General features: G+C 66.3%; 17 protein-coding genes and 5 pseudogenes. 6 read left to right on the forward strand and 16 right to left on the reverse strand.

Annotated features, from left to right (window positions below; genetic code table 11):
• Nucleotides 1-57: 57 nt before the first annotated feature.
• From aroB to pilM, 7 genes are all read right to left on the reverse strand, one after another.
• The gene (gene aroB / locus OR16_RS23070) at nucleotides 58-1,164 is read right to left on the reverse strand and encodes a 3-dehydroquinate synthase (RefSeq protein ID WP_006160396.1); all 1,107 of its coding nucleotides are present in this window, start codon (nucleotides 1,162-1,164) and stop codon (nucleotides 58-60) included.
• Entirely contained in the window at nucleotides 1,151-1,726 is a 576-nt protein-coding gene (locus OR16_RS23075) for a shikimate kinase (protein WP_006160397.1), read from the reverse strand. Before OR16_RS23075 ends, aroB begins: the two co-directional genes overlap by 14 nt.
• Before the next feature lie 285 nt (nucleotides 1,727-2,011).
• Nucleotides 2,012-4,180 (reverse strand): type IV pilus secretin PilQ, encoded by a 2,169-nt coding sequence (gene pilQ, locus OR16_RS23080; protein WP_006160398.1) that lies wholly within the window; start codon nucleotides 4,178-4,180, stop codon nucleotides 2,012-2,014.
• Complete coding sequence (locus tag OR16_RS23085; RefSeq protein WP_423739677.1) at nucleotides 4,177-4,707, reverse strand: pilus assembly protein PilP; 531 nt, start codon at nucleotides 4,705-4,707, stop codon at nucleotides 4,177-4,179. Before OR16_RS23085 ends, pilQ begins: the two co-directional genes overlap by 4 nt.
• Nucleotides 4,707-5,387, reverse strand: coding sequence for a type 4a pilus biogenesis protein PilO (locus tag OR16_RS23090; RefSeq protein WP_006160400.1), 681 nt, complete (start codon nucleotides 5,385-5,387; stop codon nucleotides 4,707-4,709). Before OR16_RS23090 ends, OR16_RS23085 begins: the two co-directional genes overlap by 1 nt.
• Nucleotides 5,388-5,389: 2 nt before the next feature.
• Nucleotides 5,390-6,034, reverse strand: a complete 645-nt coding sequence (locus tag OR16_RS23095; RefSeq protein ID WP_006160402.1) for a PilN domain-containing protein — start codon at nucleotides 6,032-6,034, stop codon at nucleotides 5,390-5,392.
• 18 nt (nucleotides 6,035-6,052) lie between these two features.
• Nucleotides 6,053-7,123: a type IV pilus assembly protein PilM gene (gene pilM / locus OR16_RS23100; RefSeq protein ID WP_192816453.1), complete on the reverse strand. Its 1,071-nt coding sequence runs from the start codon at nucleotides 7,121-7,123 to the stop codon at nucleotides 6,053-6,055.
• A 426-nt stretch (nucleotides 7,124-7,549) separates the two neighbouring features.
• Between pilM and OR16_RS23105 the strand changes: the two are divergent.
• A pseudogene (locus OR16_RS23105) lies at nucleotides 7,550-9,664 on the forward strand (penicillin-binding protein 1A).
• Between the two features lie 76 nt (nucleotides 9,665-9,740).
• Here OR16_RS23105 and cyaY read toward each other — a convergent pair.
• Nucleotides 9,741-10,075, reverse strand: a pseudogene (gene cyaY / locus OR16_RS23110) (iron donor protein CyaY).
• Nucleotides 10,076-10,259: 184 nt separating this feature from the next.
• Here cyaY and lptM point away from each other — a divergent pair.
• The 5 genes and pseudogenes from lptM (at nucleotide 10,260) to OR16_RS23135 (ending at nucleotide 15,116) form a co-directional block, all read left to right on the forward strand.
• Nucleotides 10,260-10,496, forward strand: coding sequence for an LPS translocon maturation chaperone LptM (gene lptM, locus OR16_RS23115; RefSeq protein ID WP_043420775.1), 237 nt, complete (start codon nucleotides 10,260-10,262; stop codon nucleotides 10,494-10,496).
• A gap of 2 nt (nucleotides 10,497-10,498) precedes the next feature.
• A pseudogene (gene lysA, locus OR16_RS23120) lies at nucleotides 10,499-11,729 on the forward strand (diaminopimelate decarboxylase).
• Nucleotides 11,730-11,761: 32 nt separating this feature from the next.
• The gene (locus tag OR16_RS23125) at nucleotides 11,762-12,925 is read left to right on the forward strand and encodes a hypothetical protein (RefSeq protein WP_006160410.1); all 1,164 of its coding nucleotides are present in this window, start codon (nucleotides 11,762-11,764) and stop codon (nucleotides 12,923-12,925) included.
• A complete protein-coding gene (locus OR16_RS23130; RefSeq protein ID WP_006160411.1) occupies nucleotides 12,922-14,064 on the forward strand; it encodes a GNAT family N-acetyltransferase in 1,143 nt (380 codons plus the stop codon). The genes OR16_RS23125 and OR16_RS23130 overlap by 4 nt, the downstream gene beginning before the upstream one ends.
• Nucleotides 14,061-15,116, forward strand: coding sequence for an aromatic ring-hydroxylating oxygenase subunit alpha (locus OR16_RS23135; protein WP_006160412.1), 1,056 nt, complete (start codon nucleotides 14,061-14,063; stop codon nucleotides 15,114-15,116). Before OR16_RS23130 ends, OR16_RS23135 begins: the two co-directional genes overlap by 4 nt.
• A 3-nt stretch (nucleotides 15,117-15,119) precedes the next feature.
• Here OR16_RS23135 and msrQ read toward each other — a convergent pair whose 3' ends face one another.
• From msrQ to OR16_RS23175, 8 genes and pseudogenes are all read right to left on the reverse strand, one after another.
• Nucleotides 15,120-15,800 (reverse strand): protein-methionine-sulfoxide reductase heme-binding subunit MsrQ, encoded by a 681-nt coding sequence (gene msrQ / locus OR16_RS23140; RefSeq protein WP_050983079.1) that lies wholly within the window; start codon nucleotides 15,798-15,800, stop codon nucleotides 15,120-15,122.
• Nucleotides 15,801-15,814: 14 nt separating this feature from the next.
• Entirely contained in the window at nucleotides 15,815-16,816 is a 1,002-nt protein-coding gene (gene msrP / locus OR16_RS23145; RefSeq protein WP_006160415.1) for a protein-methionine-sulfoxide reductase catalytic subunit MsrP, read from the reverse strand.
• A 151-nt stretch (nucleotides 16,817-16,967) separates the two neighbouring features.
• A complete protein-coding gene (locus tag OR16_RS23150) occupies nucleotides 16,968-17,789 on the reverse strand; it encodes an anti-sigma factor family protein (RefSeq protein ID WP_006160417.1) in 822 nt (273 codons plus the stop codon).
• Nucleotides 17,789-18,346 (reverse strand): RNA polymerase sigma factor, encoded by a 558-nt coding sequence (locus tag OR16_RS23155; RefSeq protein ID WP_006160418.1) that lies wholly within the window; start codon nucleotides 18,344-18,346, stop codon nucleotides 17,789-17,791. The genes OR16_RS23150 and OR16_RS23155 overlap by 1 nt, the downstream gene beginning before the upstream one ends.
• Nucleotides 18,347-18,370: 24 nt before the next feature.
• Nucleotides 18,371-18,811, reverse strand: coding sequence for a COG4315 family predicted lipoprotein (locus OR16_RS23160; protein ID WP_043420796.1), 441 nt, complete (start codon nucleotides 18,809-18,811; stop codon nucleotides 18,371-18,373).
• Nucleotides 18,812-18,960: 149 nt separating this feature from the next.
• Nucleotides 18,961-20,167: pseudogene (ccsB, locus tag OR16_RS23165) on the reverse strand (c-type cytochrome biogenesis protein CcsB).
• Nucleotides 20,168-20,179: 12 nt separating this feature from the next.
• The gene (locus tag OR16_RS23170) at nucleotides 20,180-22,357 is read right to left on the reverse strand and encodes a cytochrome c biogenesis protein ResB (protein WP_043420782.1); all 2,178 of its coding nucleotides are present in this window, start codon (nucleotides 22,355-22,357) and stop codon (nucleotides 20,180-20,182) included.
• Between the two features lie 158 nt (nucleotides 22,358-22,515).
• A pseudogene (locus tag OR16_RS23175) lies at nucleotides 22,516-23,107 on the reverse strand (c-type cytochrome).
• Between the last annotated feature and the right edge of the window lie 351 nt (nucleotides 23,108-23,458).

Below are 23,458 nucleotides of genomic sequence, written 5' to 3' on the forward strand. Positions count from 1 at the left end.
CGGCCGGGGTTGCAAGGGTGCGCCGCCCGGCCGGGTTGCAAGGCACAACCGATCGCATCAGGCGACCGGCGCCTCGGTAGGCGGCCTGAGCACCGCGTGCTGCAAGGTAGCGCGCAGGTCGGGGTCCGGCACGGTGGTGATGAAGGCTTCGCCCAGCTTCCTGAGCAGGATGAACTTGATGCTGCCGGCTTCTGCCTTCTTGTCCACTTTCATCAGTTCGATGTAGCGGTCGGTGCCAAGTTCCGGCGCGACCACCGGCAGCATGGCGGCGCGGATGAGTTGCACCACGCGCGCGCGCGTTTCGGTGTCGATGAAGCCAAGCCGGTGCGACAGGTCTGCCGCCATCACCATGCCGCAGCCCACGGCCTCGCCGTGCAGCCACTCGCCATAGCCCATGCCGGCCTCGATGGCGTGGCCGAAGGTGTGGCCAAAATTAAGCATGGCACGCAGACCGCCCTCACGCTCGTCCTGGGCCACCACGGCGGCCTTGATCTCGCAGGAGCGCTTGACCGCCAGCGCCATGATGTCAGGATCGCAGGCGTTGAGCGCGCGGATATTGCGCTCGATCCAGCCGAAATACGCGGCGTCGGCCATGGCGCCATGCTTGATCACCTCGGCCATGCCCGCCGCGAGCTCGCGCTCCGGCAGCGTGCGCAGGGTGTCGATGTCGGCAATCACCGCATTGGGCTGGTGGAAGGCGCCGATCATGTTCTTGCCGAGCGGGTGGTTGATGCCGGTCTTGCCGCCCACCGACGAATCCACCTGCGACAGCAGGGTCGTGGGCACCTGCACGAACGGCACGCCACGCATGTAGCAGGCGGCGGCAAACCCGGTCATGTCGCCCACCACGCCGCCACCCAGGGCGATCAGCGTGGTCTTGCGGTCGGCGCCCGCGGCGAGCAGCGCGTCGAAGATCAGGTTGAGCGTTTCCCACTGCTTGAAGGCTTCGCCGTCGGGCAGGGTCACGGTGCGCACGGTCTTGCCGAGCGCCGCCAGGCTGGCCTGGAGGCGCTCGGCGTAAAGCGGCCCTACCGTCTCATTGGTGACGATGACGGCATGCTGGCCGCGCACATGCGGGCGGAGCAATTCGACCTGGTCGAGCAGGCCGGTGCCGATATGGATGGGGTAGCTGCGCTCCCCGAGGCTGACTTCAAGGGTGATCATTGTGATCCTGGTCCTGCGCCGGGACATTGTCCGCGCACTCGCCGTCTGCCCCTTCGGGTTCTTCGGCGGCTACGGTGAAACCGGCCATTTCAAGTTGCATCAACACCATATTAGCAAGCTGCGCTACCGAAGGCTTGCCAGTCTCGATGATGAAATCCGCCACCTCGCGGTAAAGCGGGTCGCGCTCGCCGTAGAGCGTTTCCAGCCGCCCCTTGGGATCTTCGGTCTGCAGCAGCGGGCGATTGCGGTCGTGGCGGGTACGCAGCCACAGGTCATGCGGGCTGGCGCGCAAGTAGACCACGGTGCCGCGCGCCTTCAGGTGCGCGCGGTTCTCCGGGCGCAGCACCGCGCCGCCGCCGGTGGCCAGCACAATGCCGCGGCGCTGGGTCAGCTCGTCGATCGCCTGCGCCTCGCGGTCGCGAAAGCCCGCTTCGCCCTCGTGCTCGAAGATGATCGGGATACGCACGCCGCAACGCGCCTCAAGTTCGTGATCCGAATCGAAGAACGGGTAGTTCAGGCGTCTGGCCACGGTGCGGCCGACGGTGGTCTTGCCGGCACCCATCAGGCCAACAAAGAAAAGGTTCGGGCAGGTGACTGTCACTGGCGTGTCGGGCGGGAGCCGGGTCTCTGGCCGGTCCTCGCGGTGGAAAACTGCATCATCTTCTTATGTTGGGACGATCCGGGCAAGTGGCGCGGCGCAATCGGCACAAGGCAACCCGCCTCGCGACACGCATTGCGCGCGCGCCACATGGACCCTCGCCCAACCTCTCTAGCCCGCCTGGACAATAAAAAAAGCCGCATCGAAACGATGCGGCCTGCCAGTCTACTGCATCCGGCGCGAGCGAGGCTATTTCAGCGACACGCTATCGTTGAGCACGCGTGGCGTCAGGAACACCAACAGCTCGGTCCGGTTGTTGACCTTGGCGTTGTCCTTGAACAGGTTGCCGAGTATCGGGATATCGCCCAGCAAGGGCACCTTGTTCACATTGGTGGATTCGGTCTGGCTGTAAATGCCGCCGATCACCACGGTACCGCCGTTCTCGACCAGCACCTGCGTCTGCACGTGCTTGGTGTCGATGGCGAAGCCCGAGGTGGTCTGGATCCCGACGCTGTCCTTGTTGACGTCGACGTCCAGCAGCACATTGCCTTCCGGCGTGATCTGCGGCGTGACTTCCAGCTTCAGGTTGGCCTTGCGGAACTGCACCGAAGTGGCGCCGCTAGACGTGGCGGCCTGGTAGGGCAGCTCCGTGCCCTGCTCGATCAGCGCCTTGATATTGTTGGCGGTGACCACGCGCGGGCTGGAGATGATCTTGCCCCGCCCGTCCGCTTCCAGCGCGGACAGTTCGAGCGCCAGGAAACGGCCGGCAGCGTTGTTGAACAGGCTGACCGCGACCGAGCCCGGGTTGACGCCGTTGATCGCCGCCGCCGGCAGGCTGAGCGCCGGGCCATTGTCCCAGGTTGCGTTCTGTGTCACCGGGCTTACCACATTGGTGTAGGTATTGCCGTAGCCGGCGCCGGCCGTCTTGGAGGCAAAGCCCAGCTTCACGCCCAGGTTGCGGCTGAAGGTATCGTTGGCCTCGACGATGCGCGCCTCGATGATGACCTGGCGCACCGGGATGTCGATCTTGCCTAGGAAGCCCTGCACCTCTTCCAGCTTGGTCGCGATATCGGACACGAACAGCTGGTTGGTACGGGGATCGGCCGTCAGCGAACCGCGCTTGGACAGCATGCGGGTGCTGCCCGTCGTGCCGGCCAGGCCGCCCGCCGCGCCGATCGGAGCGACACTGCCCAGCGCGCCCGCGCCGCCGGCGGTACCCGCCGCAGCCAGCCCGAGCAGCATGCGCCGCACGTCTTCGGCACGCTGGTAGTTAAGCTGGAACACCTGGCTGCGGATCGGCTCGAGGTCGGTGATCTGCTGCTGCGATTCGAGCTCGAGCTTTTCCTTGGTGGCCAGTTCCGCCTTGGGCGCCACCCACAGGACATTGCCATTGCGGCGCGAGGCCAGGCCCTTGGCGTCGAGCACGATCTGCAGTGCCTGGTCCCAGGGCACATCCTTCAGGCGCAGCGTCAGGTTGCCCTGCACGCTTTCGCTGGTGATGATGTTCAGGTTGGTGAAATCGGCAAACACCTGCAGCAGCGAGCGGATGTCGATGTTCTGGAAGTTCAGCGAGAGCCGCTCACCACGGAAGCCTGCGCCGCTGATCAGCTTGGCCGGATCTTCCTTGACCGGGCGCACCTCCACCACGAACTGCGTGTCGGTCTGGTAGGAGCTGTATTCCCAGTTGCCGCGCGGCTCGATGGTAAGGCGGGTGCTGCCGTTGTTGTCGCTCGCGCGCATGCCCTGCACCGGCGTGCCGAAGTCCGTCACGTCAAAGCGCCGGCGCATGCCGTCGGGCAGCGACGTATTGAGGAAATCGACCACCACGTTCTGGCCTTGCTGCGCGATATTGATGCCGGAGTCCCGTGAGGAAAGATCCACCACGATGCGGCCCGCGCCATCCTGGCCGCGGCGGAAATCGATATTGCGCACGGTTGGCCGCGAAGCCGGCATCACAGGCGCCTGCGCCGGGCTTGGGGCGAACGTCGGCACTGCCGCACGGGCAGTCGGGGCGACGCTGTCGAGCAGCACCACGAACAGGTTGCCGCGCACCTCGGTGCGGTAGCTGGCCACGCGGGTCAGGTCGAGGATCACACGGGTGCGATCGCCGATCTGGACCACATTGGCGCTTTTGAGCAGCTTGCCGCCGAAGTCATATTGCGCCCGCCCGGCCGCGAAGCCGGTATCGAGAAAGTCGATGGCTAGCTTGGGTGGATTCTGCGTGGTGAAGTCGGCCGGCTTTTGCGCCGGCGGCCCCTGCATCTCGACCGTGAACACAGTCTGCTCGCCCACTGTGGTGGCGTCGACACGCTTGATGGCGTTGCCCGGCGCCGGCTGCGCCAGCGCAGCCGGCGCGGCCAAGACCAGCGTCATCATCGCGGCGCCCGCAAGCGCCCGGTACCAGCGACCCATGATCATGCCGACCCCTCCAGCTTCAGACTGGTCATTTTCTCTTTCCACTCGGCTACCCCTTCCCGGACCAATTCGCGCAACACGATCTCCTGATCGTTGATGCGGACCACCCGGCCGTAATTCTGGCCGAGATACTGCCCCACCTTGACGTGGTGGATCTTGTTATCTACCTGCACGACACCGTAGGTCTCGCCGCTCTTCTTCATGGCGCCCAGCATCTTGAAGTTCTCCAGCGGGAAATCCTCCAGCGGCTCGCGCCGGCGGCCGGATTCCGGCGACTCGGACAGGACCCGGTTCAGGTCGCCGATCTTGTTCTGCGCGAAGGGTTCGGGCGCGCTGCGGCCCGCGTAGTCGCGCGGAACATAAGGCTTGGGCTCGGGCAGCGGCGCCGGCGGCGGCGCCTTGGCGGCCTGGGCTTGCGCCATCCACTGGCGCAGGCCGTCTTCCTCGCTGCTCCCGCAGGCCGCCAACAGCACGGCGCCGATCAACGCGCAAGCGCAGGCACGCAGGCGCGAAGCCTGGATCGCTGGCATCATTTTTTCGCTCCCGCGGCCGTCTTGGCCGCCGCGGCTTCCGCCTTGCGCTGCGCCGCCTGTTCGTCAGGGTCCAGCGCGCGGTAGGCCATGGCTGTGGCTTCCATCGTCAACCCGCCATCCTTGCCGGTGGTGAACTGCAGCCCCTGCATCGAGACAATGCGCGAGAGCGCAGCCACATCGGCGTTGAACTGGGCCACGTCGTGGTAGCGGCCAGTGACCTTCAGGTTGACCGGGATCTCGGCAAAATAGGGCTTCATCACGGCGGGTTGCGGCTTGAACAACTCGAACTGCAGGCCGCGCGCCACGCCAGCGTGATTGACGTCGGCCAGCAGCGCGTCCATCTCGGTCTTGTTGGGCAACTGGCGCTCGACCAGCGCCACGCGCTGCTCCACTTCCGCCTTTTGCTTGCGCAGCGCATCCAGGTTGGCCACCTGCGCCACCTTGCTCATGTAGGACTGCTTCAGGGTGTCCTGCTCGGCGTGCCGGCGATCGAGATCCTCGAGCTTGCCGCCCCAGTAGAACTGCCAGCCAAGCAGCAGCACCAGCACCGCAGCCAGCACCGCGAACAGCACGCGCGGGGCGGTCGGCCAGGTTTCCGGCTCATTGAGGTTCAGGCCACGGAACTGCGCGGTGAGATCGTTCAGCGTGGCCAGCGAGATTTCGCTATTGAGTGCCATGGTCAGCCCTTTCCGCCTGCTGGCGCACTCGCGCCGGCGGGGCCGGCCTTGCCCTTCTTGCCGTCCTCCGGCGCTTCAGGCGCACGGTAGGCGAAGCGCATGGAGAAATCGAACAGGCGCCGCTGCTCGCGCAGGTTATTGGTCATCATCACGGCCTTGGATTCGCCCAGTTCGGCCTTGTCCAGCCACTGCACCTGGCTGAGGTTGCGCAGCAACTCCGATACGCGCTCGTTCGACTGCGCGATGCCGGTCACGATAAAGGCGTCGCCGGTCTGCTTGAGGGTGGTCAGGTACACGCCTTCGGGCACCTGGCGCACCAGTTCCTCCAGCAGTTGCACGGGGCGATTGCGCTCGTTCTGCAGGCCCTCGATGGCCTTCTGCCGCTGCAGCAGCCCTTCGATATCCTTGCGCAGCGTATTGACCTCGCGGATCTGCCCGTCCATGCGGTTGTTCTCTGCCAGGAGCACCTGGTTCAGGCTGGCCACGGCATCGACGCGGTGATCGATGTACATGCCGCCCAGCAGCACGACCAGCGCGCCGGCGCCGGCCGCGCCGCCCAGCAGGGTATAGACCTTCTTGCGCCGCGAGGCCCTGCGGGCTTCGTGGTAAGGCAGCAGATTAACTGTCGGGATCGAGTTGTTGGACATGCGGCTTCCCTCGCTGGCTTACTGCAGGCCGCGCAGCGCAAGCCCGGCGCTCACGATGTAGGCCGGCAGGTCGCGCTGCAGATAGCGCTCGTTGACCTTGACGGCTGTCATCATGTTGGCGAAGGGGTTGGCCAGCGTGGTGGTGATCTCGGTTTGCTGCTCGATCGCGGCTTGCACGCCGACCAGCGACGCATGGCCGCCGGAGAGCAGGATCTCGTCGACCCGGCCGATGCTCGATGCAGACAGGAAATTGCGCACGGCGCCTTGCACCTCCACCGCGAGCGCCTCCAGGGAGGGCTTGAGCAACTGGGTGCGCCAGGCTTCGGGCAGCGTATTCTTGCGCTTCTTGATCTCGGCCTTGAGCGCGTCCAGCGTGAACATGCGCGCCGCGCTCTGGGTGAGCTGGTCGCCGTAGCTGTTGAGCGGCTGCTCGTAGAGCTCTTTCCAGCCTTGGTAGAAGATCGCCTTGGAGCGGCTGCCGCCAAGGTGGATCACGGCCACCACGGGCAGCTCCTTGGCGTCGGTGGCGCTGATGTCGGCGGACACGCCAAGCATCTGCACCACGGAGCGTTGCACCGCGTATTCCTCGACGTCCATCACGTGCGGCTTGAGCCCGGCCATTTCGGCGGCGGTCACGCGCTCCTGCACGCGGTCGCTGTTGGCCGCGGTGACGCGCACGCCGATGCCACCCTCGGTTTCGCTAGGGCCGATCACGGCAAAATCGAAATTGACGGCCTGCGATGGCGGATAGAGGCGATGCGCCTCGGATTCCACCTGGACGTAAAGCTCGTCCTCGGACAAGTTGTCCGGCAGGCTGACGGTCTGCGATTCGGTCAGCATCGAAGGCACGCCGAGCACCACCTCCTTGGTGCGGATGCCGGCTTTGCCGAGGGCACGCTTGAGAGCGATGCCAACGGCTTCGATATTGACCAGGTTGCCATCGGCAACGGCATTGCGGTCCAGCAGTTCGCTGGCACATTTTTCCAGCCGATAGTCGTTCTTGCCACTGCCCACGGACAGCTCGACTACCTTAACGCTGGACGACCCGATGTCAACGCCGACCGTGGTACGGCGCAACAACCCCGACAAGATTCCTCGCCGCAAGGTGACCCCCTGACCGTTGAACTCGCCTTGGCTTGGTTGCTCTAATTTGGCGAGTCTGTATTGTTTCTTGGATGAAACGTTTTGCTCTTTTAGTTGGTGGATTCTCACCAAAAAACGGGGCGCTGGCAATGTGCCGGTTTGACCACGATTGCTTTTCATCACCACCCCCCGCAAAGCGTTGCCAAAATCCGACGGTGCCCCTCGCCCTCCCTGCTCCGCCCATCTTTTCGTTTCATGCAGATCTCAATCCCATTACATCTTGTAACAGCACGATAGCGGCGTGCGCGCCACAGCGCGCCGGGAGCGGCGTATCCCGGGGAGATATAATCCCCGGCACCTCTAATCTAGGTATTTCCCTTATGGCCACAGCACAACAGAAGCCCGTCCCTACCTGCCCGACGTCCGATCTGGATGCGGCTAACCGTTGGGCCGTGGGCCTGCTGGTGGCCGGGATCCCGTGGCGGTGGCGCTGCTGGTGGGATACGCGCTGCTGGTGGCCGCGCCCAACCTGCCATCGCTCGACACCATCACGGACTACCGCCCGAACAGGGCGCCTCCACCATCACCATGCAGGTGGCGCGCAATTTCTTCCTCTCCAGCGAGAAGACATACACCCGCAAGCTGTACGAAATGCTGCTGGCGTACAAGATCGAGGCCAACCTGTCCAAGGACCAGATCCTCGAGCTGTACATGAACCAGATCTACCTGGGGCAGCGCGCCTATGGCTTTGCCAGCGCGGCCCGGGTGTATTTCGGCAAGTCGATCAAGGACGTGACGCCGGCCGAGGCCGCCATGCTGGCCGGCCTGCCCAAGGCGCCGTCGGCCTATAACCCGGTGGTCAACCCCAAGCGCGCCAAGGTGCGCCAGGAGTACATCCTGCAGCGCATGCGCGACCTGCGCTACCTCACGCCCGAGCAGTACGACCAGGCTATCCACGAAGAACTGAAGGTGCGCGGCGAAGGCAATGAGTTCTCCACCCACGCCGAGTACGTGGCCGAGATCGTGCGCCAGTTGATGTATGCCCAGTACCGCGAGGAAACCTACACCCGCGGCCTGACCGTCTACACCACGCTTAACAAGCCCGACCAGGACGCCGCCTATGAAGCGGTGCGCTCGGGCATCATGAATTACGAGCGCCGCCACGGCTACCGTGGCCCCGAGGCCTTTATCGACCTGCCCGCTGGCGCGGACGAGCGCGAGCAGGCCATCGATGATGCGCTGCTGGAGCATCCGGGCAGCGACGACCTGCGCTCGGCCGTGGTCACCAGCGTGTCGGCCAAGCAGGTCACCGCCACGCTGCTGTCCGGCGAAGTCGCCACCATCGAAGGCCAGGCGCTGCGTTTTATCGCACCGTCGCTGGCGGCCAATGCGCAGCCCAAGGCCAAGATCCGGCCGGGCGCGATCATCCGCGTGACGCTGGACGAAAAAGGCGCATGGACGGTCACGCAGTTGCCGGAAGTGTCCGCCGCCTTTATCTCGCTCAACCCGGAAGACGGCGAGATCCGCTCGATGGTCGGTGGCTTCGATTTCAACCGCAACAAGTTCAACCACGTGACGCAGGCCTGGCGCCAGCCCGGCTCCAGCTTCAAGCCGTTCATCTACTCCGCGGCGCTGGAAAAGGGCTTCTCCCCCGCCACGGTGATCAACGACGCGCCGATCTCGATCAGCGATAACGGCGGCCAGGTCTGGGAGCCGAAGAACTACGACGGCAAGTTCGAAGGCCCGATGACCATGCGCCGCGCGCTGGCCAAGTCCAAGAACCTGGTGTCGGTGCGCATCCTGCGCGCCATCGGCACGCAATACGCTCAGGACTACATCACGCGCTTCGGCTTCGACGCCGACAAGCACCCGGCCTACCTGCCCATGGCGCTAGGCGCGGGCAGCGTCACCCCGCTGCAGATGGCGGGCGCCTACTCGGTGTTTGCCAATGGCGGCTACCGCGTCAATCCCTACCTGATCCAGAAGGTGGTCGATGCCCGCGGCAAGGTGATTTCCGAGACCAAGCCCCAGCGCGCCAGCGAGGATGCCGTGCGCGTACTCGACGCCCGCACCGCCTTCATCGCCGACAGCATGCTGCGCGAGGTCGTGCGCAGCGGCACGGCCAACAGCGCCAAGCAGCGCCTGGGCCGCAACGACCTGGCCGGCAAGACCGGCACCACCAACGACGCCGTCGACGCCTGGTTCGCCGGCTACACACCCAAGCTGGTGGCCATTGCCTGGATGGGCTACGACCAGCCCAAGAGCCTGGGCGTGCGCGAGACTGGCGGCGGCCTGGCCCTGCCGATCTGGGTGGGCTACATGGGCAAGATGCTCAAGGGCGTGCCGGAAATCCCCGAGCGCCAGGCGCCGGAAGGTGTGGTGATGGTGGGCGGCGACTGGGCCTTCGAGGAAAACGCGGGCGGCGCCGGCGTGGCGTCGGTTGGCCTGGGCGATCCGTGGCCGGGCAAGCCGGACGAAAGCACGCAATCGCCCGCCGATGTCGAGGCGGAGAAGAAGCGCATCCTGGAGATGTTCGGCGGCGGCTGAGGCCCCGCCGGGGCAGCTTCCCGCCAATGAAAAAGCCGGCCATGGAGCCGGCTTTTTCGTGCCTGGGCGAGAGCGCTCAGGCCAGCTTCAGCGTCACCCCTGCCTGCTGGCTCACGTAGCCGGACAGCGCCGCGTACAGCTCGCCCCCGCGCGCGTATCGACCCAGCGCTGCCCATCATGGCGAAAATGGAAGCCGCCCGAGCGCGCCGCCACCCACAGCTCCTGCATGGGTGCCTGGCTGTTGACGATAATCTTGGAGCCGTCTTCGAATTCGAGCTCCATGAGATTGCCGGCACGGTTGATTTCGATGTCGGCGTCTGCCGCGTCGGCGGCGGCTTCCACCGCGCTTTCCAGCCGGTCCAGCTCTTGCTGGGCCAGCGCCAGGAACTCACTTTCACTCATGGGGGGCATGCTAAACTCCAAGACCGCCGGCCAGCACCGCTGTTACCGGCAGCGTATTGAAAAGTACTTCGTATTTCCGTTGGTCCCATTTCCGTTGGTCCCGCCGCGCTCCGCCTGGATGACATTGCGGGACATGCCGGGACAATCTGGAACAATCGGGGACGACTCTGGATGACTCTTTAAGGACGACCCGATGTTGCGTCGTGTTGCGATTGTATCGGCGTTTGCCGCCAGCCTTGCGATGCCCCTTCTGTCGGGATGCGGCATCCGCGGCCCGCTGACGATGCCCAAGCAGCCTCCCGCACCGGCCCAGCCCGGCGTACCGGACCCTGGCCTGGGCAACCCGGCCGTGCCGAATCCGGCGGCCCCCAAGGGCTCCGCCGCCACAGCCCCGGAAGCCGTGCCGGCCGCCACTCCCACCGCCAAATAACCATGACCGCCTTCTTCCATCGTCACGACGGCGCCCTGAGCGTCGAGCACGTGCCGCTCGCGCGCATCGCCGCCGAATACGGCACCCCTACCTACGTCTACTCGCGCGCCGCGCTGAGCGCCGCCTACCAGGCCTACGCGGCTGCGTGCCAGGGGCGCCGCGCGCGCGTGCAGTACGCCATGAAGGCCAACTCCAACCTGGCCATCCTGCAGGTCTTCGCCAAGCTCGGCGCGGGCTTCGACATCGTATCCGGGGGCGAGCTGCAGCGCGTGCTGGCGGTGGGCGGCGATCCGCGCAAGGTGGTGTTCTCGGGCGTGGGCAAGACCGCTGCCGAGATGGAACTGGCGCTCCAGCACGATGTGCTGTCGTTCAACGTGGAGTCGATCCCCGAACTGGACCGCCTCAATGCCGTGGCCGGCCGCCTGGGCAAGCGCGCGCGCGTGTCGCTGCGCATCAACCCGGATGTGGACGCCAAGACCCACCCGTATATCTCCACCGGCCTGAAGGGCAACAAGTTCGGCGTCGCCTTCGAGGACGTGCTGCCGACCTACCGCGCCGCCGCCGCGCTGCCGCACCTGGAAGTAGCAGGCATCGACTGCCATATCGGCTCGCAGATCACCGAGGTCGCCCCTTACCTGGAAGCGCTGGACAAGGTACTGGACGTGGTGGAAGCGCTGGGGTGGCCTCGGAATCACTTACGACGACGAGACCCCGCCGGACATCACCGGCTTTGCCCGCACGCTGCTGGACCGCGTGGCCGAGCGCGGCCACGGCCATCGCGAGGTGCTCTTCGAGCCGGGCCGCTCGCTGGTGGGCAACGCCGGCGTGCTGCTGACCCAGGTCGAGTTCCTCAAGCCGGGCGCCGCCAAGAACTTCTGCATCGTCGACGCGGCCATGAACGACCTGGCCCGCCCCGCCATGTACGAGGCCTACCACCGCATCGAGCCGGTGCAATTGCGCGAGACCGGGCAGGCAACGGCCCTGACCTACGACGTGGTCGGCCCGGTGTGCGAATCCGGCGACTGGCTCGGCCGTGATCGCGCCTTGGCAGTGCAGCCGGGTGACCTGCTGGCCGTGATGTCGGCTGGTGCCTATGGCTTTGTCATGAGCTCCAACTACAACACCCGCCCGCGCGCGGCCGAAGTCATGGTCGATGGCGACGACGTGCACCTGGTGCGCGGCCGCGAGCACGTGGCGGACCTGTTCCGCGACGAACGCCTGCTGCAAGGCTAAGCACCCGCCCGCCCCCGCCTGCTCGCCCCCTCGTGGCCGCCAGTGTCCTGATCCTGGGCGGGCGCGCGCCCGTGGCGCTCGACCACGCGCGCCGCTTTGCCCACCAGGGCTGGCGCGCGGTGGTGGCGGACAGCATCCCCTGCCATACGGCGGGCGCATCGCGCGCCGTATGCGCCACCGTGCGGCTCGCGCCGCCACGTACCGAGCCGGCGCGCTTTGTCGAGGACCTGTGCCAGGCGGTGCGGCAGCATCGCATCGACCTGGTGGTACCAACCTGCGAAGAGGTCTTCTTTCTCTCCCGCTACCGCGCCAAGTTGCCGGCCACGCTCACCGTGGCCGTCGACGACTTCGACAAGCTGCGCGGCCTGCACAGCAAGTGGCAGTTCCTGGCGCTGGCGCGTGAGTGCGGATTTCGTGTGGCCGACAGCGCACTGGTGGACAGCCTGGATCAGGCGCGCGCCTGGGCCGGCGCCAAGCCGCTGGTGCTCAAACCCGAGTATTCCCGCTTTGGCGCGCACCTGCGGCTGTATCCGCAAGGCGTACCCACCGCTGCGCCCGCGCTCCCCGCGCAAGGCCGCTGGGTGGCGCAGCACTTTGTGACCGGGCCGGAAATCTGCTCCTACAGCATCGCGCATCAAGGCCGGCTGCTCGCGCACGCGGCCTACCGCCCCGCCCACCGGCTCAGCCAAAGCGCGAGCTTCTACTTTGCGCACCATGAATCCGCCGCCATCCGGCGCTGCGTCGAAACGCTGGTGGCCAGGATCGGCTTCACGGGGCAGATCGCCTTCGACTGGATCGAGGCCGATCCCGCCCACCCTACCGTGCTCGAATGCAACCCGCGCGCTACCAGCGGCCTGCACTTGTTCGGCCTGGAGGATGCCGTGCCGGCGGCGCTGGCCGGGGACGCGGCCATGCGCGATTGCATCACGCCGTCGGAGCAGCGCCCGCGCATGATCACCGCGGTCATGGCGAGCGCCGGGCTCTACGGGATGGCAAGGCGCGGCAGGCTGGGGGAATGGCATCGCGCCTTTACCGGCGCCGACGACGTGATCGCCCGGCCTGGCGACCGTGCGCCGCTGTTGGGCGCCCTGCGCGATCTGGCCGCCTATGGGCGGCTGGCCCTCAGCCGGCGCTGCAGCCTGCGGGCCGCCACCACCCGGGATATCGAATGGGATGGCGAGGAGCTCTCGCCTTGACAACGCTTTCGCCCGGCGACGGCGCTGCATGGCAACTCAATCGCTGCGCGCAAAGCCTGTCGGCACTGCATGCCGGGGTGCCCACGGCTAATCTGGTGCGCAACCTGCGAAGCCAGGTTGACCTGGTCCGTGCCGGCGACTGGGCCATGCCGGTCACCGTCGACAGTGGCGAGACCGATGGCGACGCCCCCGCCTGGGTCTGCTCGCCGCTGACCACGTATTGCCGTTACGCGGGCGAGGAAATCGACCGCCATTTGCATGGCGCGCTGGCGTGGCCGTTGCGCCTGCTGTGCCGGGGCTACGGGGCATGGCTCGGCGCGGCTGGCGTCGACCGCGCGGTGGCCATCAACAACTGGCTGCTATCGACCAACCTGTATCCCGCGCTCGACACCGGCGCGCTGCAAGACACCATCGCCCAAGCCCGCATCCGCTGGCCACGCCACGCGCTATGGTTCCGCTCGCTCAACACGCGCCAGCACCCTGACTGGCTGGCGGCACTGGCGGCCGAGGGCTTCAGCCTGGTGCCCAGCCGCCAAGTGTGGTGCTACGAGGCCGAAGCGCTGGCCAGCGCACGCCATGCCAACCTCAGGCGCGACCTGCGCCAGATGCAACGCTCGACGCTGGCACGAGCCAGCAATGACACCATCGGTGCAGCCGGCCGGGACGATGACTACGAACGTATCGCCGCCCTCTACGGCCTGCTGTACCTCGACAAATACTCCCGCCTCAACCCGCACTACACCGCCACCTTCATGCGCCACTGGCATCAGGCCGGGCTGCTGGAGCTGCATGGATGGCGCGACGGGCAGGGGCAGTTGCAGGCCGTGGTCGGCCTGTTCGCCCAGGGCGGCATCGTCACCGCGCCGGTGGTCGGCTACAACACGGCGCTGCCGGCTTCGCTGGGGCTGTACCGGTTGCTGATGGCCACGGTGTTCGCGCGCGCCATCGAGACCGGCTGCAGCATCAACCTGAGCGCGGGCGCGGGCCACTTCAAGCGCCTGCGCGGCGGCCAGGCCGCGATCGAATACAGCGCCGTGTATGCGGCGCACCTGCCGCTGCCGCTGCGCGCCGGCATTGGCCTTCTGCGCGTGCTGGCCACACACGTCGGGGTGCCTGTCATGCAACGGTTCCAACTATGACGACCTCCCCGCCCTGGCCCGAATCCGTCTTCTCGCAATGGTTCGCCGTGGCGCGCAGCTGCACGCTGCGCGCCCGCCCGCTGGCGGTCACGGTGCTGGATCGGCCGCTGATGCTGGCCCGGCTGCCGTCCGGCGAGATCCTGGCCTGCGAGGACCGCTGCCCGCACCGGCAAGCACCGCTGTCGCATGGGCGCATCGGCCGGCTTGGCGTGAGTTGCCCGTATCACGGCTGGACCTTCGGGGCAGACGGGCGCTGCAACGCGGTGCCCGGCTTGGCGCCCCAAGCCTGCCTGCCGCAGGTTGGCGTACGCCCCCTGCCGGTGCTGGAGCATGACGGGCTGGTCTGGCTGCGGCCGGGCCCGGAAACGCCGGCGGCCGACCACCCGCCCGTGGCGGACTCCCATTTGCTGCCGGCACCGGTCGCGGCCCTGCCCGCCGGCTCCCGGCGCTTCCTGTGGCAAAGCCGCTGGCAAGCCCATGTGCTGGACGCGATCGAGAATTTCCTGGATCCGTTGCACACCCACACGGTACATCCGGGGCTGGTGCGCAAGGATGGCGAGCGCGCGCCGGTGCGAGCCCGCTTGTCGAATACGCCGCATGGCTTCACGGTCGAGTACCTCGACCAGCCCGTGCAGTCCGGGCTGCTATATCGTTTGTTCGAGTCGCCGCGGACCGGCGAGAGCGCGCATTTCGGCGGCGCGGGCACAGCCCAGATCGACTATCGCTATGCCAACGGCAGCCAGCTCTGGATCACGCTGAATTTCACGCCGGAAAGCGCGACGCAAACCCATGTGTTTGCCACGCTGCACGTGGCCGGGCGCTGGGCGCCGGCCTGGGCGGTGCAGTTGCTGGCATGGCCGCTGCTAAAGCGCGTGGCACGCCAGGACCAGGCCGTGCTGGCACTGCAATCCGACAACCTGCAGCGCTTTCCGGGGCGGCGGCATTGCTCGACGGAGCTGGACCTGGTCCGCGGCCATCTTGAAGCGCTATGGCTCCCCCAGGCGGTGCAGCCGTCCCGCCCCGCCGAGCGCGAGATCACGCTCTACCTTTGAGCCCTACCGCTGCGCCTTGAGGCCGGGTGCGGGCTTGCACCACCACCAGACGCGCATCGCCAGCAAGCCGAACACCACGGCGGCATAGATCGATACCGTGCCGAAATCGTGCTTGCCGGCCTTGTGCCACCAGTAATGCAGGATGGCCAGCGCGGCGACGGCGTATACCGACCGGTGCAGCCATTGCCAGCGCTTGCCACCTAGCCGCTTGACCATGGCATTGGCCGAGGTGGCCGCCAGCGGCACCATCAGCACGAAAGCGACAAATCCCACCGTGATGAAAGGACGCTTGGCGATGTCCTTGATCATGTAGGCCACATCGAAGCCGCGGTCCACGCCCAGCCACAGCAGGAAATGCTGCATTGCGTAGAAGAAGACGAAGAGCCCGAGCATGCGGCGCAGGCGGAGCAGCCAGTTCCAGCCGGTCAGCCGGCGCAACGGCGTCACCGTCAGCGTGACGCACAGCATGACCAGCGTCCAGGTGCCGGTCGAGCGCGTGACGAACTCCAACGGATTAGCGCCGAACTGATCGGAAAACCCGAGATATAGCAGCCGCAGGAAAGGCAGCATGGCAAACAGCCACACCGCCACCTTCACCGAGCGCACGCGTTCGGGCGCAAGCGTGGCGAACCCGGCCTGCCCACCCGCTCGTGCCGGGCGCACAGCCGGGCGCGACGGCGACATGTCAGGCGGCGCCATCAGAAGAACTTCCGCAGGTCCATGCCCTGGTAAAGCGACGCCACCTGCTGGCCGTAGCCATTGAACGGCAGCGTCTTGCGCTTGGGTGCGAACAGCGCGCCAAAACCGCTGCCCTTGTCCTCGCCGATGCGGCGCTCCGTGGCCTGGCTCCAGCGCGGGTGATCCACGTCCGGATTCACGTTGGAGTAGAAACCGTACTCCTGCGCCGCGGCCAGGTTCCAGCTGGTGGCGGGCTGCTTGTCGACGAAACGGATCTTGACGATGGACTTGGCGCTCTTGAAGCCGTACTTCCAGGGCACCACCACGCGCACTGGCGCGCCGTTCTGGTTGGGCAGCACTTCGCCGTACAAGCCAAAGGCGAGCAAGGTCAGCGGGTGCATCGCCTCGTCCATGCGCAGCCCTTCGGTGTACGGCCAGTCCAACACTCGGGCGCTGACACCAGGCATCTGCTTCTTGTCGTTGAGGGTGACGAACTCCACGTACTTCGCACCGGACTGCGGCTCGACGCGGCGGATCAGCTCGGCCAGCGAGTAACCGCTCCAGGGGATCACCATCGACCAGCCCTCGACGCAGCGCAGCCGGTAGACCCGCTCTTCCAGCGGCATCAGGCGCACGAGTTCGTCGATGTCGTAGACCTTGGGCTTCTTCACCAGGCCCTCGACCGCGACCTGCCACGGCCGGTTCCGCAGCGTGCCGGCATTGCGCGCCGGGTCCGCCTTGTCGGTACCGAACTCGTAATAGTTGTTGTACGTGGTGACGTCCTCATAAGGCGTGCGCTTCTCGGGCACCACGTAAGCATTGTTGGGCGTGGCCGGCAGCTTCTGCCCGTGCGGCGCCTGGGCATGCGCATCGCGCGCGGACCATGGCACCAGCGTGCTCCCCGCTGCGCCCGCAGCGGCCAGCGCCAGCAGGCGGCGCCGCGCCTCGAAAACACCGCGCGGCGTGATCTCGCTGGCGGCGATGTCATCGCCGCGCAGCCATTTGGGAGAGGGAATCAGCATCGTTGTTCCTCGTTGCGAGCCATAGGCAAAAGGCAGTTCACCGTTCGCGGCAGGCCTGGGCCGGGCCCGCCTGCGCAATCGGGCTTCGGCTTGAGTCGGTTGGCGCGGGGCAATCCTGACATTTTTTTCAGATTCGTTGCATCCCGCGGCCTCAGCCGCCCTGGTACTGCCGGTAGACCGCCTCCGCCAGCGCCAGCAGTGGCGCGCGCTCCAGGGGCGCGGCCAGCGCGAAGCCGAGATCCCGGTCCACCCAGTAAAAGGCCATGGTACGGGCAGCTGCGGCGGGACGATCCCCCGCGCCTGCGCCCATGCGCTCCAGCCGGAAGCCCGTATCGGGCGTATCGCGCGCCATGTGCCGCAGTTGCAGCGACAGCCGGGTGCCGTCGTCGGACTCGTACATCAGAATGGCCGACGGGCCGCCTTCGGCCACGCCGAGACGGCCGCCGATCAGGTGAAATCCCTGCGTGCGCAGGTCGGGCACCCGCAGCGGCGCGCCCAGGCGCTTGGACAGCCAGGCAACAAGATGGGCTTCATCGGTCGCGGGCACCTCAACCGGATGGCGAACCTCCGGCGCATAGACGACATGGCTGGCCAGCGCCTCGCGCGCGAAGCGCTCTACCGAGGGCGCACCGGCAGCCAGCGTGTCCGCGCGATCGTGCGCGACCCACCCGATCGCACCACCCACCGCCAGCGAGGCTAGGCTGGCGGCCAGCGCCATGCCCCAGCCAGCGGAGCGCCGCGCCGAATCGGGACTGCTGCCACGCAGCCTTGGCGGAAGTGCCGCCAGGGGCACGGTTTCATTCAGCACGCCATCGAATTCGGCGTGCAACTCGCCCGTCTGCCGCCGCCAGCCTCGCACATGCTCCCCGGCCTCGGGATGGGCGGCCAGGTACGCTTCCACCTCGGCGCGGCGGACGGGATCGAGCTGGCCATCGGCGTAGGCGTGGAGATCGGCTTCGTTGACTGGGGACATCATTTGACTCGCTGCAGTCCGGCCGCGCGGCCAGCGGCCTGCGGGTTCGCATCGGCCGCCATGGCTGGCGTGCCGTCCATCAGCATGCGCATCTGCTCCCGGCCACGCGACAGCCGGGACATCACGGTGCCCACCGGCACCGCCAGCACCTGCGCCGCCTCGGCATAGCTGAGCTGTTCCAGGCCGACCAGCAGCATCACCGCGCGCTGGGTCTCTGGCAGCCGGGCCAGCGCCCGCGCCAGGTCCAGCCGCAGGCCGGGCTCGGGCGCAGCACTGGGTACGTCGGGCAACGTGTCGGTATAGGTCACCAGGTCGGCGCGCCGGTACGCGTTCACGCGCAGCCGGTGCATCATGGTCAGCAGCCACGACAGCAGGCCATCCGCGCCATCGCCCCACCAGGCGCCCGCGCGCAGGCGGAAGCGCCAGCGGTAGCGTAGCGCGCGCTCCAGCGTGTCCTGTACCAGGTCGTCGGCGGATGCCGCGTCGCCGGTCAGGCCCCGGGCGTGGCGCCGCAAGCGCGGCGCCAGCGCCACCAGCTGGCGGTCGAAGCCGTCCATGCCGTCAGGCTGCCCTTGCCCGCATCAGGGCGTTGCCGCGTGCCAGGCGTTGTTGAAGTTGTCGCCCGTGCGCTCGCCCGGCTTGGCATCCTTGGAGAAGCGGTAGAGCGGCTTGCCGCGATAGGCCCATTGCTTGGCGCCGTCGTCACGCGTGATGACGCTGTAGTCGCCCATGGCGCTGGTGCCGGGCGCAGCCATCAGGGGCGGCCAGTTGGTGGCGCAGCCGCCATTGCAAGCGCTCTTGCCGGCCGTGTCACGGTCGAACGTGTAAAGCGTCAGGCCCTGGGGATCGGTCAACGTGCCACCGGCAACTTTCACCGTGGGCGGCATATTGCCGGCGCTGCTACCCATGCCACCCATGCCTGAACAGGCGGACAGCAGGACCGCGGCAGAGGCGAGCGCGAGAACAACGGGGCGGGACAACGATGCGAGGGAAGCGACTGCGATAGGACGGGAAAGGGCCATGATGTCGATCTCCATGCGATGCGGCGCCGCCAGCCGGCACCGTCCCTTCAGTAAACACCGGATGTGACGGCTTTATTCCATTCGGGCGAAAAAAAACCTGCCGCATCGGACCGATGGGCAGGTTTTCTTATTGCAGCGCAACACCCGGATCAGAGCTCGCCGTAGCTATGCAGGCCGGAGAGGAACATGTTGACGCCCAGGAAGGCGAAGGTCGTGACCAGCAAACCCACCAGCGCCCACCAGGCCGCCATGGTGCCGCGCAGGCCCTTCATCAACCGCATATGCAGCCAGGCCGCGTAGTTCAGCCAGACGATCAGGGCCCAGGTTTCCTTGGGGTCCCAGCTCCAGTAGCCCCCCCAGGCCTCCGCCGCCCACAGCGCGCCCAGGATGGTAGCGATGGTGAAGAAGGCAAAACCCACCGCAATCGCCTTGTACATCACATCGTCGAGCACTTCGAGCGAGGGCAGGCGTTCGGCGAGGATACCGTGCTGCTTGAGCAGATAGGCCACCGACACCATGGCGGCCAGGGCGAAGGTACCGTAGCCGATGAAATTGGCCGGCACGTGAATCTTCATCCACCAGCTCTGCAGCGCGGGCACCAGCGGCTGGATCTCGCTCGCGTCGCGGCTGACCGTGTACCAAAGCAGGAAACCGACTGCCGCCGATACCACCAGCATCACGAACGGCCCCAGCGCACGGGTCTTGTAGCGGCCTTCGTAGTACAAGTGGAACAACGGAGGTGATCAGCGTGAACAGCACGAACACTTCGTACAGGTTCGAGATAGGAATGTGGCCGATGTCGGCGCCGATCAGGTAGGACTCGTACCAGCGCACCAGCATGCCGGTGAAGCCAAGTACCACGGCTGCCCATGCCATCTTGCTGCCAATCTGCAGCCCGGTCTCCGAGCGTGCCAGCAGGCCACCCCAGTAGAACAGCGTGGACAGGAACACCAGCGCGCTCATCCACAAGATGGCGGACTGGCTCGACAGGAAGTACTTGAGGAAAAAGGCCTGCTCGGCGCGCGGCAACTGGCCTTGGTAGAGCTGGATCGCGAACAGCGCCAGCACCGTCAGCGTCACCATCAGCAGCCGCACCGGCTTCCAGTGCCATCCCAGCAGCGCAAAGGTGGGCACCGCGGCGATCAGCACGCCCTTGTCGTAGACATTCATCCATTCGCCGTAGCGAGCCAGCGCGAAGCCAGCGCCCGCTGCCAGCATCAAGGCAAAGAGCCAGTCGACCCAGCCCAGCCGGCGCAGGAACGACGGCTCCAGGTAGGCCTGCTCGGCGCCACTCGCGGCAACGGCCGCCTGGCTCGCCTGCACGCCCGGCCCGGCCTGATTCACATTCGAAGACATATTGGTTCCTGCTTAATTGCGGGCGCCGGTCGTGCCGATGCTGCCGGCGGCGCGGCCTACATCGTCGCGCAGCGCGACAAACTCATTCTCGAAATCCAGTGTACGGCGCTGCGTGGACATGGCCATCAGCACATGGCTGGCGGCGCCCTGCCCGTCAGCGGTTCCGGCTGGATCCTTCACCCAGAGCCAGACGCGGCGTTCGCGGATGTAGAACATCGAGAACACGCCCAACACCAACAGCAGACAGCCAAGATACACGATGTTCTTCCCTGGTGCACGGGTCATCTGGAACACGCTGGCCTTCACTTCCGTGAAGTCGTCGAGCTGCAGGAAGACGGGCGCCGTGTAGAAGAAACTGTCGGACAGCGCGTTGATGGCCTGCTGCATGAAAGCCCCGCTCTGGGCACTATTCGGCACCACCGGCAGCTTGTCTTGCGCACGCGCCAACTGCCAGAGCTCCCACATCGAGCCATTGAGAATCTTCAGCAGCACATCGGCGGCCTTCTGCTGCTCAGCCGGCGGCACGGACTTTTCCAGGAAGGCGGCAATCGCGGTGAAGCCGCCCGGCGGCGCTTGCGGGTTGCTGCGCGAGGCGCCGGCAAACAGGTCAAGCGCGCGCAAGGCGCTCTCGGCCAGCTGGCCGCGCAAAACCTCGCGGCCCTCGCCCGGCATCGAGGCGAGTGCGAAGCGGCGCGCGGCTTCGCTGCGCAGCGCACGGTCCTGCAGAGCGGCGCGCAGGCGCATCCAGTCGCCCACGCTGTTTTGCTCGTCGGCCGGGATACGCAGGTAGCGGAACGGCTCGCTGGGCGAATCCCGCATGCCGGCGAGGAAGACCGTCTGGCCGTCGAGTTGCACCGGCACCATGTAGTTGTTGAATTCGCGGGCCTGGCCGTTGCGGTCGCGCAACTTGTATTGCACCGACGGGCCAACGTTGCGCAGCTCCTTCGCGCGATCAGGATTGACCGCCGAGCCCAGGTGGGACTCGAGCTTCTCGTTGAGCGACTTGCGCGCCACGCCACGCGCGTCGGGCTTGCCCGATGCGTCGGTGACGTTCTCGATATTCATCAGGCGAAAATCGCTGAACTCGACCGTGAGCCCCTCGGCGTCGGCCGCATTGCCCGTGCCGGCCAGCGGCGCATTGGCACCCACGGTGCCGGCAAAGGCGAAGGTCTTGTCGCTGCCGCCCTGCATCGGGTAGCCAACGAACTTCAGCTTGGAGCCGCCATCCTCGAAGCTGGACTGGTAGATGGCCACGCCATCCACCACCAGCGGCTCGTTGACCTTGATGGTGGCCTCGGTCTTGCGGCCGGTGGCGCGGTCGGTAATGACCACGTCGGAGGCGAACAGCTTGGGCATGCCGGTCGAGTAGTGCTCGACGGAGAACTTCTTCAGCATGATGTTGAACGGCAGGTCCTGCACCAGCGCGCCGTCCGAGATATTCAGGATGGCGGTGGACACCGTCGAGCCTTCCGGTACGAAGGCATTGCCGCGAAACCCCGGATTGTTGACCGACAGGCGGTGCTCGGGCGGAATGTCGTTGATCACGGCGTTGCCGCTGATCGGGCTCTTGCCGCCAAACCACATCTGCGCGCGGATCAGCATGTCGCCATCGAGCAGGCCGCCGATGCAGATCACCACGATGGCGGTGTGCGCGAGGATGTAGCCCAGCTTGTTGGCCGCGCCCGCCTTGGCGGCCAGCAGGGTGGCGCCGTCATGCGCAACGCTCTTGATGCGGTAGCCGCGATTGGCCAGCAGCGCGGTGAGATGCGTCACCGCATCGGCGCGGGGGCGGTCCGCATCGAACTCGGCGTGATGGTGAAAGGACCGCAGGCTGCGCTCGCGCACGTGATCCTTCCACGAACGCATGTCCTTGATCATCTTGGGTGCGTTGCGGGTCAGGCACAGCGAAGTGGATACCACCAGGAAGGTCAGGATCAGCAAGAACCACCAGGAGCTATAGACCTTTTGCAGCGACAGCGCATGGAACAGGTCGGCCCAGAAGGGACCAAACTGGTTCACGTAGTTGGGATAGGGCTCGTTCTGCTTGAGGACGGTGCCGACCACGCTGGCAATCGCAATCACCGTCAGCAGCGTGATGGCGAAACGCATCGACGACAGCAGCTCAACCGCGTCGCGTAGCAAGCGGTGAGAAGTCTTCAGGTGCAGTCCTGACGTGGAAACGGTGGACATGTGCAGTGGGGCCCTCGGCCTTGAAATGAAAAAGGGTGGACATGCTCGCGCAGGCCACCCTCTTCGATTGTTGCCGGGCTGCTTGGTTGCACCTGAACGTAGCGCCTCGCGAATGGCGAGGCCCGTTGCGGTGCTCCGGCTACCCGGCGCGGAACGACTTAGCGAATCCCTGCGACGTAATCGGCCACGGCCTTGATCTCGGCATCCGACATCTTGGCGGCGATGGTGGTCATCACGGGATTGTTCTTGCGGGTGCCCTGGCGGAACGCGACCAGTTGCGCTTCGGTGTACTCGGACCATTGGCCGCCGATGCGCGGGTACTGGGCCGGAATGCCGGCGCCGGTGGGGCCGTGGCAAGCCGCGCAGGCCGGCACACCCTTGGCCGCAATGCCGCCACGGTAGATCTTCTGGCCAGCTTCGATGGTGTCCTTGTTCTTGGCCGTGGCAGGCTTCTGGGTCTGCTTGGCCAGGTAGGCGCCGACGTCCTTCATTTCCTGCTCGGACAAGGCTGCCGCGTAAGGCGACATGATGGCGTTGCTGCGGGTCTTGGCTTTGAAGTCGTCGAGCTGCTTGTGCACGTACTCAGGGTGCTGGGCGATTGCGATCAGGGGCACCTTGCGTGTAGAGAGTTTCGCCCTTGGCCGGATCAGCCTTTGCGGCGGCCTGCTCTGCGGCAGATGCCAGACCGGTCATGGCAGTTGCCGGCAGAGCCAGCGCCACAACAGCCAGAAATTTCGCAATGCGGTTCATTCGCACACCTTGTCTGAATTGTTTTGAATTCCATGGAGCACGCCGTTCAGCACACTGCCCGCGGTGAGGACGCGAGGCAGATACTTTGACATCGGAAATTCATCACGACGGACCGCCGGCTCGCCTAAGGCCAGAAAACGCCCAGGCGAAAGCCGGATGGCACCACCCCCATGCGAACGAGAGCGGCAGACCGTGCGAATATCCCGGTAGCAGGCCCAGACCCCCGGTTGGCCCTCGTGCGCCAGCGCCAGGCTTCAGCGCCGTAACAGGGACTAGACCAACAGGCTTGCTACCACGATGGAACGGACACGCAAGACTTCCCTGCCAGATAAATGCGCGACCAAGGATGCC

This window comes from Cupriavidus basilensis OR16, from assembly GCF_000243095.1.
In the GTDB taxonomy this organism is placed as follows: domain Bacteria; phylum Pseudomonadota; class Gammaproteobacteria; order Burkholderiales; family Burkholderiaceae; genus Cupriavidus; species Cupriavidus basilensis_D.

Excerpts from the sequence above, each read along its gene's own strand:
- aroB (WP_006160396.1), bottom strand. The coding sequence starts at position 1,164 with ATGATCACCCTTGAAGTCAGCCTCGGGGAGCGCAGCTACCCCATCCAT.
- OR16_RS23075 (WP_006160397.1), bottom strand. The coding sequence starts at position 1,726 with ATGGGTGCCGGCAAGACCACCGTCGGCCGCACCGTGGCCAGACGCCTG.
- pilQ (WP_006160398.1), bottom strand. The coding sequence starts at position 4,180 with ATGATCATGGGTCGCTGGTACCGGGCGCTTGCGGGCGCCGCGATGATG.
- OR16_RS23085 (WP_423739677.1), bottom strand. The coding sequence starts at position 4,707 with ATGCCAGCGATCCAGGCTTCGCGCCTGCGTGCCTGCGCTTGCGCGTTG.
- OR16_RS23090 (WP_006160400.1), bottom strand. The coding sequence starts at position 5,387 with ATGGCACTCAATAGCGAAATCTCGCTGGCCACGCTGAACGATCTCACC.
- OR16_RS23095 (WP_006160402.1), bottom strand. The coding sequence starts at position 6,034 with ATGTCCAACAACTCGATCCCGACAGTTAATCTGCTGCCTTACCACGAA.
- lptM (WP_043420775.1), top strand. The coding sequence starts at position 10,260 with ATGTTGCGTCGTGTTGCGATTGTATCGGCGTTTGCCGCCAGCCTTGCG.
- OR16_RS23135 (WP_006160412.1), top strand. The coding sequence starts at position 14,061 with ATGACGACCTCCCCGCCCTGGCCCGAATCCGTCTTCTCGCAATGGTTC.
- msrQ (WP_050983079.1), bottom strand. The coding sequence starts at position 15,800 with ATGTCGCCGTCGCGCCCGGCTGTGCGCCCGGCACGAGCGGGTGGGCAG.
- msrP (WP_006160415.1), bottom strand. The coding sequence starts at position 16,816 with ATGCTGATTCCCTCTCCCAAATGGCTGCGCGGCGATGACATCGCCGCC.
- OR16_RS23150 (WP_006160417.1), bottom strand. The coding sequence starts at position 17,789 with ATGTCCCCAGTCAACGAAGCCGATCTCCACGCCTACGCCGATGGCCAG.
- OR16_RS23155 (WP_006160418.1), bottom strand. The coding sequence starts at position 18,346 with ATGGACGGCTTCGACCGCCAGCTGGTGGCGCTGGCGCCGCGCTTGCGG.
- OR16_RS23160 (WP_043420796.1), bottom strand. The coding sequence starts at position 18,811 with ATGGCCCTTTCCCGTCCTATCGCAGTCGCTTCCCTCGCATCGTTGTCC.
- OR16_RS23170 (WP_043420782.1), bottom strand. The coding sequence starts at position 22,357 with ATGTCCACCGTTTCCACGTCAGGACTGCACCTGAAGACTTCTCACCGC.